The organism is Vibrio sp. A37 (assembly GCF_059777565.1).
The window spans coordinates 1-16,500 of the sequence record NZ_JBLNLI010000014.1; the positions used below are offsets into that span (position 1 = coordinate 1).

Below are 16,500 nucleotides of genomic sequence, written 5' to 3' on the forward strand. Positions count from 1 at the left end.
ACCTTGCGGCGCCAGAACCTAAATCTGGTGCGTCTACCAATTCCGCCACTTCCGCATATCTTCTACCTGTAAAAACCAACAGTAGAAATGGTGGCTACGACGGGATTCGAACCTGTGACCCCATCATTATGAGTGATGTGCTCTAACCAGCTGAGCTACGTAGCCATTTGTTTTACCTTCGAGATGTTTGAGCCATCTCGTTGGGAACGGCCCGCATTATGCTGAGTTGAGCCAAACCCGTCAACATTTTTTTTTAATAAATCTGGATATATCTACCGTTCGGTTTCTTTTTAAACAAAGAGGGGTGTTTATGATCAAAAACTGATAACAAATTATCAGGCAAATTCGTTGCTTATTTTATAAGCGTTGAAAGATTGCTCGTAGTTAATAACAATAAAGCCAGCGAGTTAGCTGGCTTTTGCATCAAAATCTATTCTGAGATTAAACGTTGAAGCGGAAATGGACCACGTCGCCGTCTTTGACGATGTAATCTTTGCCTTCTAGACGCCACTTACCGGCTTCTTTTGCACCGCTTTCACCGTTGTATTTGATGAAGTCGTCATAACCAACAACTTCTGCTCGGATGAAGCCTTTTTCAAAGTCGGTATGAATTTTACCAGCCGCTTGTGGAGCCGTTGCACCAATAGGAATGGTCCAAGCTCGCACTTCTTTTACCCCTGCAGTGAAGTAGGTTTGTAGGGTGAGCAGCTCGTAACCTGAGCGAATAACGCGGTTTAGTCCCGGCTCTTCGATACCCATATCGGCTAGAAACTCTTCTCTGTCTTCGTCATCAAGTTCTGACAGCTCAGACTCGATAGCAGCACAAACAGCGACTACCACGTTGTTTTCTTTTTCAGCGTACTCACGTACCGCATCCAAATATGGGTTATCTTCAAAGCCATCTTCGTTCACGTTTGCAATGTACATAGTTGGCTTCAAAGTAAGGAAGTTTAGGTAACCAATCGCGGCAAGCTCTTCTTTTGCCAGCTCAACGGTGCGAGCCATTCCACCTTCGGTCAGAACAGGAAGCAGCTTTTCAAGTACAATCAGTTCAAACTTAGCGTCTTTGTCTCCACCTTTGGCTTTTTTAGCGTTACGCTGGATAGCTCTTTCGCAAGAATCCAAGTCGGCCAGAGCAAGCTCTAGGTTGATGACTTCGATGTCTTCAATCGGAGAGACTTTTCCTGCTACGTGGACAATATTTTCATTCTCGAAGCAGCGAACAACGTGGCCAATTGCGTCAGTTTCACGGATGTTAGCTAGGAATTTGTTTCCTAAACCTTCCCCTTTTGATGCCCCAGCAACCAAACCAGCAATGTCTACAAACTCCATCGTTGTCGGTAGAATCTTTTGCGGGTTAACGATTTTAGCCAGTGCGTCTAGTCGTAAATCTGGTACAGGAACGATTCCTGTATTTGGTTCGATAGTACAAAAAGGGAAGTTGGCAGCTTCAATTCCTGCCTTTGTTAATGCGTTAAACAACGTTGATTTACCTACATTTGGTAGGCCAACAATGCCACATTTAAAACCCATGATAATAACCTTATTCAGCTTTGAACGTGTGTAATCGGTTTTGTGCTTTAGTTAGGCCATCTTTGATTAAGATGTCTAGGCTGCGTACAGATTCGTCCACAACGGCATTTAAGCACTCTTGTTCTTTTGCTGGAGCTCTGCCCAGCACGTAGCCCGACACTCTATCTTTGTGTCCCGGATGGCCGATGCCAATCCTTAGGCGATAAAAATCTTTATTGTTGCCAAGCTTGCTGATGGTGTCTTTGAGCCCGTTGTGACCGCCATGTCCACCACCTTTTTTAAATTTGGCAACGCCCGGAGGTAAATCAAGCTCGTCATGAGCAACCATGATCTCCTCTGGGGTAATTTGATAAAACTTAGCCAGTGCTGCTATAGATTTACCAGATAAGTTCATGAAAGTGGTTGGGATCAACAAACGCAGATCTTGCCCATTCAACATGATTCTCCCTGTAAGACCAAAGAATTTGGCTTCTTGTTTCAGGGTAATATTGTGGTTTCTAGCTAATTCCTCAACAACCCAAGCTCCGGCGTTATGCCTTGTCTGCTTGTATTCAGGTCCCGGGTTGGCTAGCCCGACGAGAAGTTTGATCGGTTGATTCAACGTTATATTCTCTCTAGAAACTCAAAAAGCGCGCCATGATAGCATACAAATGACTGGCAACAAAAAAGCACTCCTTTCGAAGTGCTTTTAGGGAAACTCTCAATCGCTGACGATTTATTTGAACATCGCAGAGATAGACTCTTCGTTGCTGATACGGCGAATCGCTTCAGCAAGCATGCGTGAAAGGCTTAACGTAGTAACTTTGCCTGTCTTTTCCATCTGAGGTGATACTGAAATAGAGTCAGTGATAATTACTTGGTCTAGTACAGAATTTTTGATGTTTGAAGCTGCGTTACCAGAGAATACCGCGTGAGTAGCGTAAGCAAATACTCGTTTAGCACCGCGCTCTTTCAGTGCTTCAGCTGCTTTACATAGCGTGCCGCCAGTATCGATCATGTCATCAACGATTACACAGTCACGTCCTTCGACCTCACCGATCAGGTTCATCACTTCAGATACGTTTGCTCTAGGACGACGTTTGTCGACGATAGCGATATCGATATCACCGAGAGCTTTCGCTGTTGCGCGAGCACGAACAACGCCACCTAAGTCAGGAGAAACAACGACAGGATTCTCTAGCCCACGGTTTTGCATATCTTCCAAGAGAACAGGCGTACCGAAGATGTTGTCTACAGGTACATCGAAGAAACCTTGGATTTGTTCAGCGTGTAGGTCAATCGTTAGAACGCGGTCAACGCCAACATTTGAAAGGAAATCTGCAACAACTTTTGCAGTAATTGGCACACGTGCTGAACGCACACGTCGATCTTGGCGAGCGTAGCCAAAATATGGAATGACGGCTGTAATACGGCCAGCTGAAGCGCGGCGCATTGCATCAATCATTACAACTAACTCCATTAGGTTGTCGTTAGTTGGAGCACAAGTTGATTGAATAATGAATACATCACTACCACGAACATTTTCGTTGATTTGTACTGCGACTTCTCCATCAGAGAAACGGTCAACAGTAGCATCGCCAAGAGAGATGTATAGACGGTCAGCAATACGTTGGGCTAGTTCAGGTGTTGCGTTACCAGCAAATAGCTTCATATCAGGCACGGTAGAAACCTCAGGGTTGCGTCCAGTTTTTAACGGAATGGTGTTTTGCTGACTGGTAGTCAGCGAGTCTCTGTTTCAACGGCGATAGATTTCGCCCTTGAGCGACAAACGCAGAGACATTGTCAGAAAGCTTATCTAGTACAGTATCTGCATCGAATTTACTATCAAATTCAGCAAACACGCAGGATCCTGTGCCAGTCAATCTCGACGGCGCATATTGTAGCAGCCATGAAAGTTGCTTATCAACCTCTGGATACAGCATTCGCACAATTTTTTCGCAATCGTTTACGTAAGGTTGAGATAATATAGATTCTAACGCACGTTTCGGTGTATTTCGCGTTAAATCGGGATGTTTAAATATGTCTACAGTTGCAATGCTGACATTCGGTCGAACCACTAGATACCATTTTTCCTTTGGCGTAACAGGGGTTAACTTTTCACCGACGCCTTCTGCAAAGGCCGCAACACCGCGGACAAAAACAGGCACGTCTGCCCCTAGCTCAAGCCCAATGCCTGCGAGTTCATCGTCGCTAAGGTTTGTTTGCCATAAATTGTTTAAAGCGACTAATGTCGTCGCTGCATTGGACGAACCTCCACCGATGCCACCTCCCATTGGAAGAATTTTTTCTAAATGGATTTCTGCACCATAGTGGCAGTTCGCTGCATTTTGTAGAGCTTTTGCCGCTTTATAGATTAAGTTGTCTTCTTTTTGTACCCCAGGAATCTCAGGAGTTAAGATGATCTCTTCATTTTCGATGGCTGTAATAGTCAACGTATCGCCGAAATCAACAAACTGAAACAGAGTCTGTAAGTCGTGATATCCCGATTCTCTTTTGCCAGTAATGTACAAAAATAGGTTTAGCTTTGCTGGTGATGGCCAGTGTGTCTGTTTATTTATCACTGGTTTAATGTCCACTTTGATACGCTGATATTTAACGATGTTTTTCCCTGTTTCAGGCTTAACTTACTTGGGAGGGGAACGGTATTACCTGCCACTTTTTCGTCGGTATAAGCTTGATAGGTGAGCTGCCAATCTTTGCCATCAACAGATTTATCTATTGAGGCAACAGTATTCGTTGGATTTAACTGGTAGTTATCGGCTCCAGTGGGTTTGCCAATAAGCCAGTCTTGCAGCTGATCAACTGGAAGTATAAGGCCAGTTAAGCGATAGACCAGCTCACTAGGGTTGGGATCTGTGTAGACCTTATCGTTGTATGTTGTTACGGTGGATATGGTTGGGGTGATAACCAAATTCAATACACTTTGCCCTAAAAAGGTAGTGAGCCTTAACTGGCTTTTATCCTCAGAGTGTTTCCATTGGAAGTATAGTGATTGTCTTTGCTCTGGGGAAATATAGTTAAGTTTGCCAGTAGCTCGATAACTTTTTATCGATGAAAGTCTTTCTTGTTGCTGTTGCCACTTGACGTTGGTCGAACTTTTAGGAAGTGAGCTACAACCAGATATTACGGATAATACAATGAATAGAAAAGTAAATTTTTGCAGCAGTTTCATATGAGCTCAAAATTCATACTGTCGGATATCGAAAATTAGTGCCACTATATCATTGATATCACGAACTGGTGAAAACAAATTGCAGTTGCCCTTTTAATAGTTTGGGGCATAAAGTAAAATTCCCAACTTATTTAAATAACCCAAATTCAGAGAATTCAATATACATGTCCTTGCTTGCCATTGGAATCAATCACAATACGGCTTCAGTAGAGTTGCGTGAAAAGGTTGCGTTTGGTCCAGATAAAATGTCTGATGCGCTAAATCAATTGGCAGCGAATTCTAATGTGAATGGTAGTGTTATTTTATCAACCTGCAACCGAACAGAAGTATACTGCGACGTTAGTACAGGCAGTAAAAATAAGTTAATCGACTGGCTTATCGATTTTCATCAAGTCAGTCCAGAAGATATTAAGCCATGTCTTTATGTACATGAAGACCAAGCTGCAACTCGTCATTTAATGCGAGTATCCTGCGGATTAGATTCACTTGTATTAGGTGAGCCACAAATTTTGGGGCAAGTGAAACAAGCCTATTCAGAGTCTCGCAAACATAAAGCGCTGGATGCTTCCGTTGAAAAGTTATTCCAAAAGGCATTTTCCGTAGCGAAAAGGGTGAGAACGGAAACGGATATCGGTGGCAGTGCTGTGTCGGTAGCCTATGCAGCATGTACTCTAGCAAAGCATATTTTTGAATCTCTCGATAATCTAACTGTTATGTTGGTTGGAGCGGGTGAAACCATCGAGTTGGTTGCCAAACACCTTTCTGGCCATGGCAGTTGCAAGATTATTGTGGCAAACCGAACTCGGGAAAGAGCTTTGAATCTTGCTAATGAGTTTGGTGGGCAAGTCATTGCGCTCAACGAAATCCCTGATCATCTGCAAGAAGCCGATATCGTGATTAGCTCAACTGCCGCCCCGTTACCTATTATTGGTAAAGGTATGGTAGAAAGCGCGTTAAAAGCTCGCAGACACCAGCCAATGCTATTGGTTGATATCGCTGTACCGCGAGATATAGAGTCACAGGTATCTGAACTCAATGATGCTTACTTATATAGTGTTGATGATTTACAGTCCATCGTAGATAGCAACATGGCTCAGAGAAAAGTGGAAGCCATACAGGCCGAAGCAATCGTGACAGAAGAAAGTGCCGCATTTATGAGCTGGATGCGTTCACTGCATGCCGTAGATAGTATTCGCGAGTACAGGAAAACCTCGAATGATATTCGCGAAGAGTTGTTGAACAAGAGCTTACAGGCATTAGCTTTGGGTAACGACCCTGAGAAAGTGCTGCTAGAATTGAGCAACAAACTGACCAACAAATTGATACACGCTCCAACTCGTGCGCTCCAACAAGCGGCCGAGCAAGGGGAACCTAGTAAGTTGGTAGTTATCCGGCAAAGTCTAGGTCTTGATGACCTCAACTAGGGTGCCCCCTAAATTTATCCAAATTTTTCTAAGTTAAGAAGTAATATGAAAGCGTCAATATTAGTAAAGCTTGAAACCCTCGTTGAACGGTACGAAGAAGTTCAACATCTCCTTGGTGATCCCGATGTAATTGGGGACCAAGACAAGTTCCGTTCTCTATCGAAAGAGTACTCGCAATTAGAGGAGGTGACTAAGTGTTTTCAAGCCTATCAGCAAGCACAAGAAGATTTAGAAGCCGCTGAAGAAATGGCCAACGAAGATGACGCCGAAATGCGTGAAATGGCACTTGAAGAAATAAAAGAAGCAAAAGACGCCATCGTTCGTCTAAATGATGAGCTGCAAATTCTGTTGTTACCTAAAGATCCAAATGATGAACGCAACTGTTTCTTGGAAATTCGCGCAGGTGCTGGTGGTGATGAAGCCGGCATCTTTGCAGGTGATCTGTTCCGCATGTATAGTCGATTTGCAGAAAAGAACGGATGGCGAATTGAAGTGATGTCTGCCAATGAAGCAGAGCACGGTGGCTATAAAGAGATGATTGCCAAAGTCACCGGTGACAGCGCTTATGGAGTATTAAAATTTGAATCTGGCGGTCATCGCGTACAGCGTGTTCCGGCAACCGAATCTCAGGGCCGAGTGCATACATCAGCTTGTACTGTTGCTATCATGCCTGAAATTCCTGAAGCAGAAATTCCTGAAATCAAAGCCAGTGATCTAAAAATTGACACGTTCCGCGCTTCGGGTGCTGGTGGTCAGCACGTTAACACGACAGATTCTGCGATTCGTATTACTCACTTGCCAACAGGTACTGTAGTAGAGTGTCAGGATGAACGTTCTCAGCATAAGAACAAAGCGAAAGCGATGTCTGTTCTTGCCGCTCGCATTATCCAAGCGGAAGAAGCAAAACGAGCAGCAGAAGTGTCTGATACTCGTCGTAACTTGCTTGGCTCTGGGGATCGAAGTGACCGTATCCGTACTTACAACTACCCTCAAGGTCGTGTGTCGGACCACCGTATCAATTTAACCTTGTATCGCCTGGCAGAAGTAATGGAAGGCGACTTGCAAAGTCTGATCGACCCGGTTGTTCAGGAGTATCAGGCAGATCAGCTTGCTGCTCTCGCGGAAAGCAACTAACTCCATGACGCAAGTGACTATTGATGAAGCGTTAAAAAGTGCTGTCGAACGGCTATCGGCAGCAGAAAGCGATTCACCTTCGATTGATGCTGCAGTATTGTTATGCCACGCTCTCGATAAACCAAGATCCTATTTGTTAACTTGGCCTGAAAGAGCTCTGACAGAGCAAGAACTGTCAGAGTTTGAATTGCTTCTCACACAGCGATTAACAGGGCAGCCAATTGCATATATCATTGGTGAACGAGAGTTTTGGTCATTGTCACTCAACGTTTCTGAGTCAACGTTGATTCCGCGCCCAGATACCGAGCGACTTGTAGAAGTTGCGCTTGAGTTACTAGAGCAAAACAGTGGCAACGTATTGGACTTAGGTACTGGTACGGGAGCTATAGCCCTTGCTATTGCGTCAGAAAAGCCTGATGTGACGGTGTGGGGGGTTGACCTCCAACCAGAAGCGGCAGAGTTAGCAAGTCACAATGCCAACAAACATGCTATTTCAAATGCAAAGTTTTTGTGTGGTAGCTGGTTTGAGCCGGTGAAACAGTCTGTCGGTGAAAAGTTTCAGTTGGTTGTCTCTAACCCACCGTATATAGACAAAGCCGATCCACATTTGCAGCAAGGTGATGTGAGATTTGAACCGATGTCAGCGTTGGTTGCAGAAGAAAATGGCTTGGCTGATATTCGTTATATTGCCGCTGGAGCAAAACAATACCTGCTGCCGCAAGGTTGGGTTGTTTTTGAACATGGCTATGACCAAGGTCAGCTGGTTAGAGAAATCTTGGCTGGCTTGGGTTACCAAAATATTGCTACTGAAAAAGACTACGCAGGTAATGATCGTGTGTCCTTTGGGCAGTTCGAAAAATAACTTCGCGTCTGTATTTAACTAATGTGCTAGGAAAGGATTTATGTACGAAGGTATAAAGCATTTTCACGTTTTGACTGTAGCGATCAGTGTACTCATGTTGACGCTTCGTTACGGATTTATCATGGCAAACTCGCAGCTAGGTGAGCGCAAGTTTTTTAAAATATTTCCCCATGTGAATGATACGTTTCTACTTTTATCTGGTGTTAGTCTGATATTTATTACTGGTTTTATACCTTTTACTCCTGCCGCTCCTTGGCTGACAGAAAAACTAATGTGTGTTCTTGCATATATCGCGTTAGGCTTTTTTGCGATAAAGTTGGGGAAAAATAAACTGACTCGCTCGCTGGCCTTTTTTGGCGCACTTGGATGGTTAGCGATGGCTGGCAAAATAGCGGTGACCAAAGCCCCTATATTTTTTTAAGTTTATACCCGAGTGAGCCTTGAGGAGCGAAGGCCGTTTTTTAGGTCACTCGGGTATGCTGTTTAAAGGTCGTAGAATGCTGAACTTAATTGATGAAGACTTTGATGCAATGGATCTTGCGGATGGCGCACTTGCGTTGAATAAAGCGGTCAATCCAGAAACCAATTCAAAGTGGGCAAGAAAGGAGCTCAAACGCTTATTTGAGGAAGCAGAGCTAGCTCTGGTAAATGAAGCGGATCAAAAACAGAAATTTGATGCCTTTTTACGCTTATTTTACTGTGAGTGGGAGTTTTGCGGCGATAAAGATGCCTATTATGATTCGAGCAACGCTTTTTTGGATAAAGTGCTCGAAAGCCGTAAAGGTATTCCTGTGAGCCTAGGTTCGATTCTTCTATACATCGGTTGTCGGCTAGGCTTCCCGATGGAAGCTGTGTCGTTTCCTACACAACTATTGATTAAACTTTCCTGGTCTGGTGAGAAGCCAATATTTATCAATCCTTTTGATGGTGAAGTTGTAGATAAGCACACTTTAAAAGCTTGGATTATCGGCCACAGAGGTCCGTTGGAGTCGCTAAAAGAAGAAGATTTGGAGATAGCAGATAACCCAACGATTATTGGTCGTTGGTTAGCGTTACTAAAAACGGCTTTGTTACGTGAAGAGCGCTATACGCTAGCGTTGCGTTGCACAGATCTTGCGTTGACGTTTGTCCCTGATGACCCGTATGAAATTCGTGATAGAGGGTTTATTTATCAGCAATTAGACTGTCATCAAGTTGCATTGACTGACTATCAATATTTCATTGATCAGTGTCCAGATGATCCCGCTGCTGAGCTATTAAAAAGCCAAGTAAATGCGATGAGCGAAACTCCCGTTACTGTCCATTAATTCAAGAAGAAGAGATTTTAAAATGCAACAGAAAGTTGTAAATGTTGGTGATATTCCAGTTTCCAACGACAAGCCTTTTACTCTATTTGCGGGAATGAACGTATTAGAGTCTCGTGATTTAGCAATGCAAATTTGTGAGCATTACGTCAAGGTAACAGAGAAGTTAAATATCCCTTACGTGTTCAAAGCTTCTTTTGATAAGGCAAATCGTAGCTCGGTTCATTCTTATCGTGGCCCAGGCCTTGAAGAAGGCATGAAAATCTTCCAAGAGTTAAAAGACACATTTGGTGTGAAAATCATCACTGACGTACACACTGAAGAGCAGGCACAACCTGTTGCAGATGTTGTAGATGTTATTCAACTACCAGCATTTTTGGCACGTCAAACTGATTTAGTGCAAGCAATGGCTCGTACTGGCTCTGTGATTAATGTAAAAAAACCACAATTCATGAGCCCTGGACAGGTAGGCAATATTGTTGAGAAGTTTGCCGAGTGTGGAAATGAGAACGTCATTCTTTGTGAACGTGGTTCTTGCCATGGTTATGATAACCTTGTTGTGGATATGCTTGGTTTTGGCGTCATGAAAAAAGCCTCAAAAGGTAGTCCGATCATCTTTGATGTTACGCATTCACTGCAAATGCGTGACCCTTCTGGTGCTGCGTCAGGCGGAAGAAGAGAACAGACAGTCGAGCTCGCTAAAGCGGGCCTAGCAACAGGGATTGCAGGTCTATTTATTGAAGCTCACCCGAACCCAGATAAAGCGAAGTGCGATGGCCCTTCTGCATTGCCTCTAGATAAACTTGAGCCGTTCTTGGCACAAATGAAAGCGCTAGATGATCTTATTAAGGGTTTTGAACCAATCGATATTCGATAGTCGTTCGCTTGCTATCATTTCCTTTAAAGAGCCAGCCTTAACGTGCTGGCTCTTTTTACATCAGAACTTTGTTAGACATCTAACAACATGAGATTCATTTCACTATTTGTACATTCTTGACGTGATCGATTCGGCAAATCTATTACTAGTACTCAATTGCTTTGTTTGGTTAATTTAGACTTGGCTTGTCATAATCTTTTGTCTGAATCGGGCAAAGGTTAAATGCAGAGCAAATGCGAAGGATACAAATATGAAACAGGGTAGTTGGCTAAAAATAGCTTTTAGCACAGCGGTGCTTGCATCAATGGTGGGCTGTTCTCCAGAGCCGAGTCACGAGTGGAAAAAAGATAAAACCTACAACATAACGGTGCTACACACCAATGATCACCATGGCCGTTTCTGGCATAACAGGCATGGTGAATATGGTATGGCTGCTCGAAAAACACTGGTTGACAATATCCGCCAAGAAGTAGAAAAGAACGGCGGCACAGTTCTGTTGTTCTCTGGTGGTGATATCAATACTGGTGTTCCTGAATCCGATCTCCAAGATGCCGAACCTGATTTCAAAGGCATGAACAAAATCGGTTATGACGCGATGGCAATAGGTAACCACGAGTTCGATAATCCGCTCGAAGTTCTAATGAAGCAGAAAAACTGGGCTCAGTTTCCTCTTCTCTCAGCGAATATTTATGATAAAACCTCCGGTAAGCGTTTGTTCGAACCCTACAAAATATTCAATAAGCAGGGCGTTAAAATCGCTGTCATTGGATTAACTACCGAAGACACTGCGAAGATTGGTAATCCCGAATATTTGGGTAATGTGGAATTTAGAGACCCTAAAGTGGAAGCAAAAGTTTTAATTGAAGAGATCAAACAGAAAGAAAACCCTGATCTCATTTTTGCCGTCACTCATATGGGCCACTATGAAGATGGCCGCCATGGTATCAACGCCCCCGGAGATGTTGCTTTAGCACGTTATCTTGATGAGGGTTCGTTAGACATGATCGTTGGTGGTCATTCACAAGAGCCTGTTTGTATGGAGTCAGAAAATCACGTCAATACCTCATTTAAGCCGGGTGATGACTGCAAACCTGATCAACAAAACGGCACCTACATTTTACAAGCTCATGAATGGGGTAAATATGTAGGTCGTGCTGATTACACCTTCAAAAATGGTGAGTTGCAAATGGTTAGCTACGACCTTATTCCGGTCAACTTAAAGAAAAAAATTAAAGTTGATGGAAAAAGCCAGCGAGTGTTAATCGAAGAGGAAATTCCACACAACAAAGAGATGGTAGAGTTCCTGACGCCATACCAAGAAAAAGGCCAAGAGCAGCTCAGCGTTAAAATAGCAAACTCTGATGGCAAGTTGGAAGGCGACCGAAATGTGGTTCGATTTAAGCAAACAAACCTAGGTCGACTGATTGCTGAAGCTCAACGAGAGAGAGGTAAAGCGGACTTTGGAGTGATGAATTCTGGGGGGGTACGCGACTCAATAGAATCGGGTGATATTACTTACAAAGATGTGTTAAAAGTACAGCCATTTGGCAACATCATCACTTATGTTGATATGACAGGCAAAGAAGTGTTGGATTATTTGAATGTTGTCGCAACAAAACCAGTCGATTCCGGAGCCTATGCTCAATTCTCTGGTATCTCAATGGTGGTGTCAGGTGGCAAAGTAACGGACGTGAAGATCGGTGGCCAGCCATTAGATGAAACTAAAACCTATCGATTTACCATACCTAGCTACAACGCAGCAGGTGGTGACGGCTATCCTAAATTGACTGAGCATCCTGGATATGTGAATACAGGTTTTGTCGATGCAGAAGTACTAAAAGAGTATCTGCAAACACACAGTCCAATCGTGGTGGATAAGTTTGAGCCAAAAGGACAAATTGTTTATAAGTAAACAATTTGACTGAACTAACGCGCTTAAAGGCTTAGATTGTCTTTTGGCGCGTTGTTGTGTTTAGGCTACGAATGAATTACTTTGTATACCAATCACTTAATATTAGGGTTCTAAAAGTGACACCTGCCATTAATTTAGCGAAAAAGAAAAAAATCCCACACAAAATCCATCAATATGAGCATGATCCAAGAGCGAATAGCTATGGTCTGGAGGCGGTTGAGCTTCTTGGCTTAGACGCAGATACAGTATTTAAAACACTGCTTTTTTGCACTGATGGTAAAGAAAGAGAGTTAGCTGTCGCTATCATTCCAGTTGAATGCAAACTTAATTTGAAGCTTGCTGCGAAAGCGGCGGGCAAGAAAAAGGCCGATATGGCTAACCCTGACATTGCGCAAAAAGTCACAGGCTATGTCGTTGGGGGAATTAGCCCTTTGGGGCAAAAGAAAGCGCTGCCAACATTTATTCATGAGTCTGCCACTCAACATAATACAATTCACGTAAGCGCCGGAAAACGAGGTTTAGAGATAGAGTTGGCAGCAAATGATCTTGCCAGCGCAACTCGAGCTAAGTTTTGTAGTTTGTGTGATTAGCTTACTCGTCTTTCGAGCATTAGTGTGCTTGGTTAGGTTAGATCCGAGCTTTACCGGGTGATGTACCTGTCCAATCTTTATAGGCTCGAATAAACGAATTGGATTCTTGAAAACCTAATAAAAAAGATATTTCAATTAAGGGAAGTTCTGTTTCGTCAAGATAGTGATCTGCCAGTTGTTGCCGGACATTTTGCAGTAGCGCTTGGTAGGTTGTCCCTTCATTTGCGAGTCTTCTTTGCAACGTGCGTTTGCTGGTTGCTAGTTGAGAAGCAACGGCCTCAATAGCGCTTTCACCACGTGGGAGCAAAGTCAGTAAAATCTTCGAGACTTCTTCAGAAGCACCTTTGCGTAGATCCAATGTACTTAACTTTTGTTGTAGTACTTTATCATACATAGAAAGTGCGATTTTATTCTCGGTCAAAAACGGCGTTTTAGCATCCTGAGCACTGAATTTGATAGTGGTATTCTCTCCTTGAGTAATGGGGCAGCCAAAATATGCGTGATAGGGTGAAGTATCAGAAGGTAAGTTGGGTAACGTTATCTCTGTAGGGTTAATATTTATCCGTGTCGCCAAGCGACATAGTTGGGTAAAAAACACCAATTCAACAAGGTTGAGAGCGGTAGGTATTGTTTCATCGAACCCATAGCAACGGATTTCTGCTTGAGTATATTCTTCTGTTTGATCTATTTTTAGAATCATAGGTCCAATCAAGGGTTTATATTCCTGGAGCCTTTTTAACGCCAAGTTTAGGTTTGGGCTGCACATGGCCGCGAAAATAGGTACATCAAAAGATTCAAAACTCATAACCTCTGCAAATTTTAGAGCGATATCTGTATTATTTGCACACGCAGCTGCTTCTACGCCACGCCACAATTGAAAGTATTGAGAAGGTGTTAATTGGACTTTATCTTGACTGAACAAATGGAACGGAAGCTCAGCAAAGCCTAATGCTTGCTGAATATCAATGCCCAAGTCATGAATTAAAACCTTCCAGTTTTGTGGTATGACAAAGCTGTTTACTTTATGCATCTCAATACCTTCGAAGATGTTGATTAACCATCATTAAATCACAACCCAACTAATTGGTGCTTTTTTCCATTACTTGGCGCGACATTTTAAGCAAAAGCTTACGTGGGAAAAGTGGGATGACCCAGTTACTTAAAAATTTAAGAGCATATTCATTGAATACAACGAGCTCTCCATTTTCCATGGCTTTATAGCCCAAAGCTGCGACTTTTTGTGGATTTTTAGCATTTTTTAATGCATCAAGGCCTTCTAAATTGGCTGCTTTAGCAAAACCGGTATCCACTGCTCCGGGGCATAAAGCTGTGACAGTCACATTGCTATCTTTAACTTCTTCTGCGATAGCTTGGCTAAAGGAGGTCACATATGACTTGGTGGCGTAATATACCGCTTGAAGTGGGCCAGGCATAAAAGATGCGACGGAAGATACGTTCAAAATTTTTCCAGAGTTACGTTCAATCATTCCTTTTAAATACAGATGACTGAGTCGGGTAAGGGTAACCATATTCACTTGCATCATCGCTTGAGAATCTTCTAACGAGCGTTCATGGAACTTACCATGGCCTCCAAAGCCAGCATTATTGATTAAAATATCTATCGTTAACCCTAGTGCTTCTGTCTGTTCAAATAGACTGTTCGCAGAATTCGGTTCAGATAAATCCAATACTATGACAACGACTTTAATGTTGAACTCTGCCTCTAGATTATTTTTAAGTTCATAAAGCTTTGATTCTGAGCGAGCGACAAGAACTAAGTCACCACCTTTGCTTGCATGAGTCATTGCAAGCTGTAAACCGATACCACTTGAAGCGCCTGTTATTAGTGCAGTGTTTGTCATCGTTAATTGCCTCTTTTGCTGAACTAGTGAAGGTTGTTATGCTGATAAAACTATAAACCTTCCTACTGTGCCAAGAGACATCCAAACGTGACAGGCCGCATTCCAATCGTGCCAAATTTTGCTGGCACTATAACATTTATCAATGCTTAAGTTTCAACCGCTTGGCTAAACGGTGCAAGTTGCCGTTGTCTATTTGCAGTTCTCTAGCGGTAGCGGCCCAGTTTTGTCCATTGTTGTCGTAGCAGTCTTCAATCACTTTTTTCTGGAAGTTATCCATAGCTTGCTTTAGGCCTTGGGAGTAATCGAGGTTTAATTTGTGAGTGGATCTGCGGTTAGACTCCGAAGGTATTTCCTTCATATGTTCTTTTGGTAAAAGCAGGTGTTCTTCGGTGAGAGTTAGCTGTCCTTTTTGTACGCTAGGTTTTGCAACCACCATCGCTCGGCTGATTGCATGTTCAAGCTCCCTTATGTTTCCAGGCCAGTAATATTCTATCAACTTTTGTCGAAGAGTAGAGTCAAGGCGTATGCTCTTCAAATTGAGCGCTGACTTTAATTTCTCGGCAAAAAAACCAGCGAGCAAAATGACGTCATTCTCTCTTTCCCGTAGAGGAGGAACGATTATTGGGAATACACTTAGCCGATGATACAAATCTGCTCTGAATTGCTGTGATTTGACTTCCTCATGAAGGTTACGGTTTGTAGCTGCAACAATCCGGCAGTTTACTTTAATTGCTTTGTCACTGCCCACTCTTTGTATATCTCCGTACTGTAGGGCCCTTAATAGTTTCGCTTGAAGTGTTAAAGAAAGCTCACCAATTTCGTCGAGAAATAATGTCCCTCTATCCGCTAGCTCAAACTTACCTTTTCGATTACTAATCGCGCCGGTAAATGCCCCCTTTACGTGGCCAAATAGTTCGCTTTCGGCAACTGAATCGGGGAGAGCCGCGCAGTTTAGGTACACTAAGTTTTCTTTGGAGCGCGTAGAGTTTTGATGTATCGATTTCGCTACGAGCTCTTTACCCACGCCGGTTTCGCCCATGACTAATACTGATAGATCGGTGTTGGCAACTGCTTCGATTTGAGCTTTTAGTTCATGGATCTTGTCAGATGTGCCTACCATTTCTTGTTCATGTACTTGCGGATCAGAGCTAGGCTGATTTTCAAATGCAGAGAGTTTGGATAGTTTTTCTTGAAGTAAGGCCGAGTTTAGCCCTGATGCTGCTAAGGCACTAATAACTCGTAAATCATCATCTGGGAACTCATCAAATTGTCTGTCCGCAAAGGCGTCAATAGTAATAGCACCGATAAGGTTGCCGTCAATTAATAATGGCATTCCGATACAAGAGTGGATGTCTAAATTACCTTCCAAATTATCAATTAAACCATCGTAGGGATCGGCTAAGTCACTGTCTGCTGGGAAACGGACTATATCTCCCGCTCTTGCGATTGCTTCTAGTCTAGGGTGATCGTCAATATCAAACCGACGGCCTAGCACATCTTCATCAAGTCCGTTAATGGCAACAGGAATAAACTGTTGGTCTTTAAACAATAATAAAGCGGAAGCATCACAGTTAACCGTTTGGCGAATAGTTTCTAGTAGCTGCGTATATCGACCGAATTGATTGGCTGCGGTGTTAAGGCTTAAAGCGACTTTAAGCCAATTGGAGGAAGCAAATTTCATGGTGAAACTCATATTGTGTCTTAATGACATTGTTGTGATTTTTTGACACATGTCAAGTGTGTCTTATTAACAGCCTTTCTTTCTGTCTGAAATATAAAATTAATATAAAACAAATGCTTACATGTTGGCATGTTAGCTGCAATTCATTA

Annotated in this window: 16 protein-coding genes and 1 tRNA gene; 8 read left to right on the forward strand and 9 right to left on the reverse strand. The window is 43.0% G+C overall.

Features of this window, described 5'->3' with window-relative positions:
- Positions 1-88 precede the first annotated feature (88 nt).
- The 6 genes from ACM2FC_RS18765 to lolB all read right to left on the reverse strand — a co-directional run bounded on the left by ACM2FC_RS18765 (position 89) and on the right by lolB (position 4,705).
- Positions 89-165, reverse strand: a tRNA-Met gene (locus tag ACM2FC_RS18765).
- Positions 166-441: 276 nt separating this feature from the next.
- Positions 442-1,533, reverse strand: a complete 1,092-nt coding sequence (ychF, locus tag ACM2FC_RS18770) for a redox-regulated ATPase YchF (protein ID WP_498482537.1) — start codon at positions 1,531-1,533, stop codon at positions 442-444.
- 10 nt (positions 1,534-1,543) lie between these two features.
- Positions 1,544-2,134: an aminoacyl-tRNA hydrolase gene (gene pth / locus ACM2FC_RS18775; protein ID WP_498482538.1), complete on the reverse strand. Its 591-nt coding sequence runs from the start codon at positions 2,132-2,134 to the stop codon at positions 1,544-1,546.
- A 114-nt stretch (positions 2,135-2,248) separates the two neighbouring features.
- Positions 2,249-3,193: a ribose-phosphate pyrophosphokinase gene (locus tag ACM2FC_RS18780; protein WP_498482539.1), complete on the reverse strand. Its 945-nt coding sequence runs from the start codon at positions 3,191-3,193 to the stop codon at positions 2,249-2,251.
- 10 nt (positions 3,194-3,203) lie between these two features.
- Positions 3,204-4,094, reverse strand: coding sequence for a 4-(cytidine 5'-diphospho)-2-C-methyl-D-erythritol kinase (ispE, locus tag ACM2FC_RS18785; protein WP_498482540.1), 891 nt, complete (start codon positions 4,092-4,094; stop codon positions 3,204-3,206).
- Complete coding sequence (gene lolB, locus ACM2FC_RS18790; RefSeq protein WP_498482541.1) at positions 4,091-4,705, reverse strand: lipoprotein insertase outer membrane protein LolB; 615 nt, start codon at positions 4,703-4,705, stop codon at positions 4,091-4,093. Before lolB ends, ispE begins: the two co-directional genes overlap by 4 nt.
- 164 nt (positions 4,706-4,869) lie before the next feature.
- Between lolB and hemA the strand changes: the two genes are divergently transcribed.
- The 8 genes from hemA (at position 4,870) to ybaK (ending at position 12,808) form a co-directional block, all read left to right on the forward strand.
- The gene (gene hemA / locus ACM2FC_RS18795) at positions 4,870-6,129 is read left to right on the forward strand and encodes a glutamyl-tRNA reductase (protein ID WP_498482542.1); all 1,260 of its coding nucleotides are present in this window, start codon (positions 4,870-4,872) and stop codon (positions 6,127-6,129) included.
- A 45-nt stretch (positions 6,130-6,174) separates the two neighbouring features.
- Positions 6,175-7,263: a peptide chain release factor 1 gene (prfA, locus tag ACM2FC_RS18800; protein WP_498482543.1), complete on the forward strand. Its 1,089-nt coding sequence runs from the start codon at positions 6,175-6,177 to the stop codon at positions 7,261-7,263.
- A gap of 4 nt (positions 7,264-7,267) precedes the next feature.
- Entirely contained in the window at positions 7,268-8,125 is an 858-nt protein-coding gene (gene prmC / locus ACM2FC_RS18805) for a peptide chain release factor N(5)-glutamine methyltransferase (RefSeq protein WP_498482544.1), read from the forward strand.
- 40 nt (positions 8,126-8,165) lie between these two features.
- A complete protein-coding gene (locus ACM2FC_RS18810; RefSeq protein ID WP_498482545.1) occupies positions 8,166-8,546 on the forward strand; it encodes a SirB2 family protein in 381 nt (126 codons plus the stop codon).
- 76 nt (positions 8,547-8,622) lie between these two features.
- Positions 8,623-9,432: a SirB1 family protein gene (locus ACM2FC_RS18815; protein WP_498482546.1), complete on the forward strand. Its 810-nt coding sequence runs from the start codon at positions 8,623-8,625 to the stop codon at positions 9,430-9,432.
- Positions 9,433-9,454: 22 nt separating this feature from the next.
- On the forward strand, positions 9,455-10,306 hold the full coding sequence (gene kdsA / locus ACM2FC_RS18820) for a 3-deoxy-8-phosphooctulonate synthase (protein ID WP_498482547.1): 852 nt from the start codon (positions 9,455-9,457) through the stop codon (positions 10,304-10,306).
- Between the two features lie 250 nt (positions 10,307-10,556).
- Positions 10,557-12,218: a bifunctional UDP-sugar hydrolase/5'-nucleotidase UshA gene (gene ushA, locus ACM2FC_RS18825; protein WP_498482548.1), complete on the forward strand. Its 1,662-nt coding sequence runs from the start codon at positions 10,557-10,559 to the stop codon at positions 12,216-12,218.
- A gap of 116 nt (positions 12,219-12,334) precedes the next feature.
- The gene (ybaK, locus tag ACM2FC_RS18830) at positions 12,335-12,808 is read left to right on the forward strand and encodes a Cys-tRNA(Pro) deacylase (protein WP_498482549.1); all 474 of its coding nucleotides are present in this window, start codon (positions 12,335-12,337) and stop codon (positions 12,806-12,808) included.
- Between the two features lie 37 nt (positions 12,809-12,845).
- Here ybaK and ACM2FC_RS18835 read toward each other — a convergent pair whose 3' ends face one another.
- From ACM2FC_RS18835 to norR, 3 genes are all read right to left on the reverse strand, one after another.
- Entirely contained in the window at positions 12,846-13,838 is a 993-nt protein-coding gene (locus ACM2FC_RS18835; RefSeq protein WP_498482550.1) for an AraC family transcriptional regulator, read from the reverse strand.
- A gap of 49 nt (positions 13,839-13,887) precedes the next feature.
- Positions 13,888-14,670: an SDR family NAD(P)-dependent oxidoreductase gene (locus ACM2FC_RS18840; protein WP_498482551.1), complete on the reverse strand. Its 783-nt coding sequence runs from the start codon at positions 14,668-14,670 to the stop codon at positions 13,888-13,890.
- Positions 14,671-14,809: 139 nt separating this feature from the next.
- Positions 14,810-16,402 (reverse strand): nitric oxide reductase transcriptional regulator NorR, encoded by a 1,593-nt coding sequence (gene norR / locus ACM2FC_RS18845; protein WP_498482552.1) that lies wholly within the window; start codon positions 16,400-16,402, stop codon positions 14,810-14,812.
- Positions 16,403-16,500: the final 98 nt, after the last annotated feature.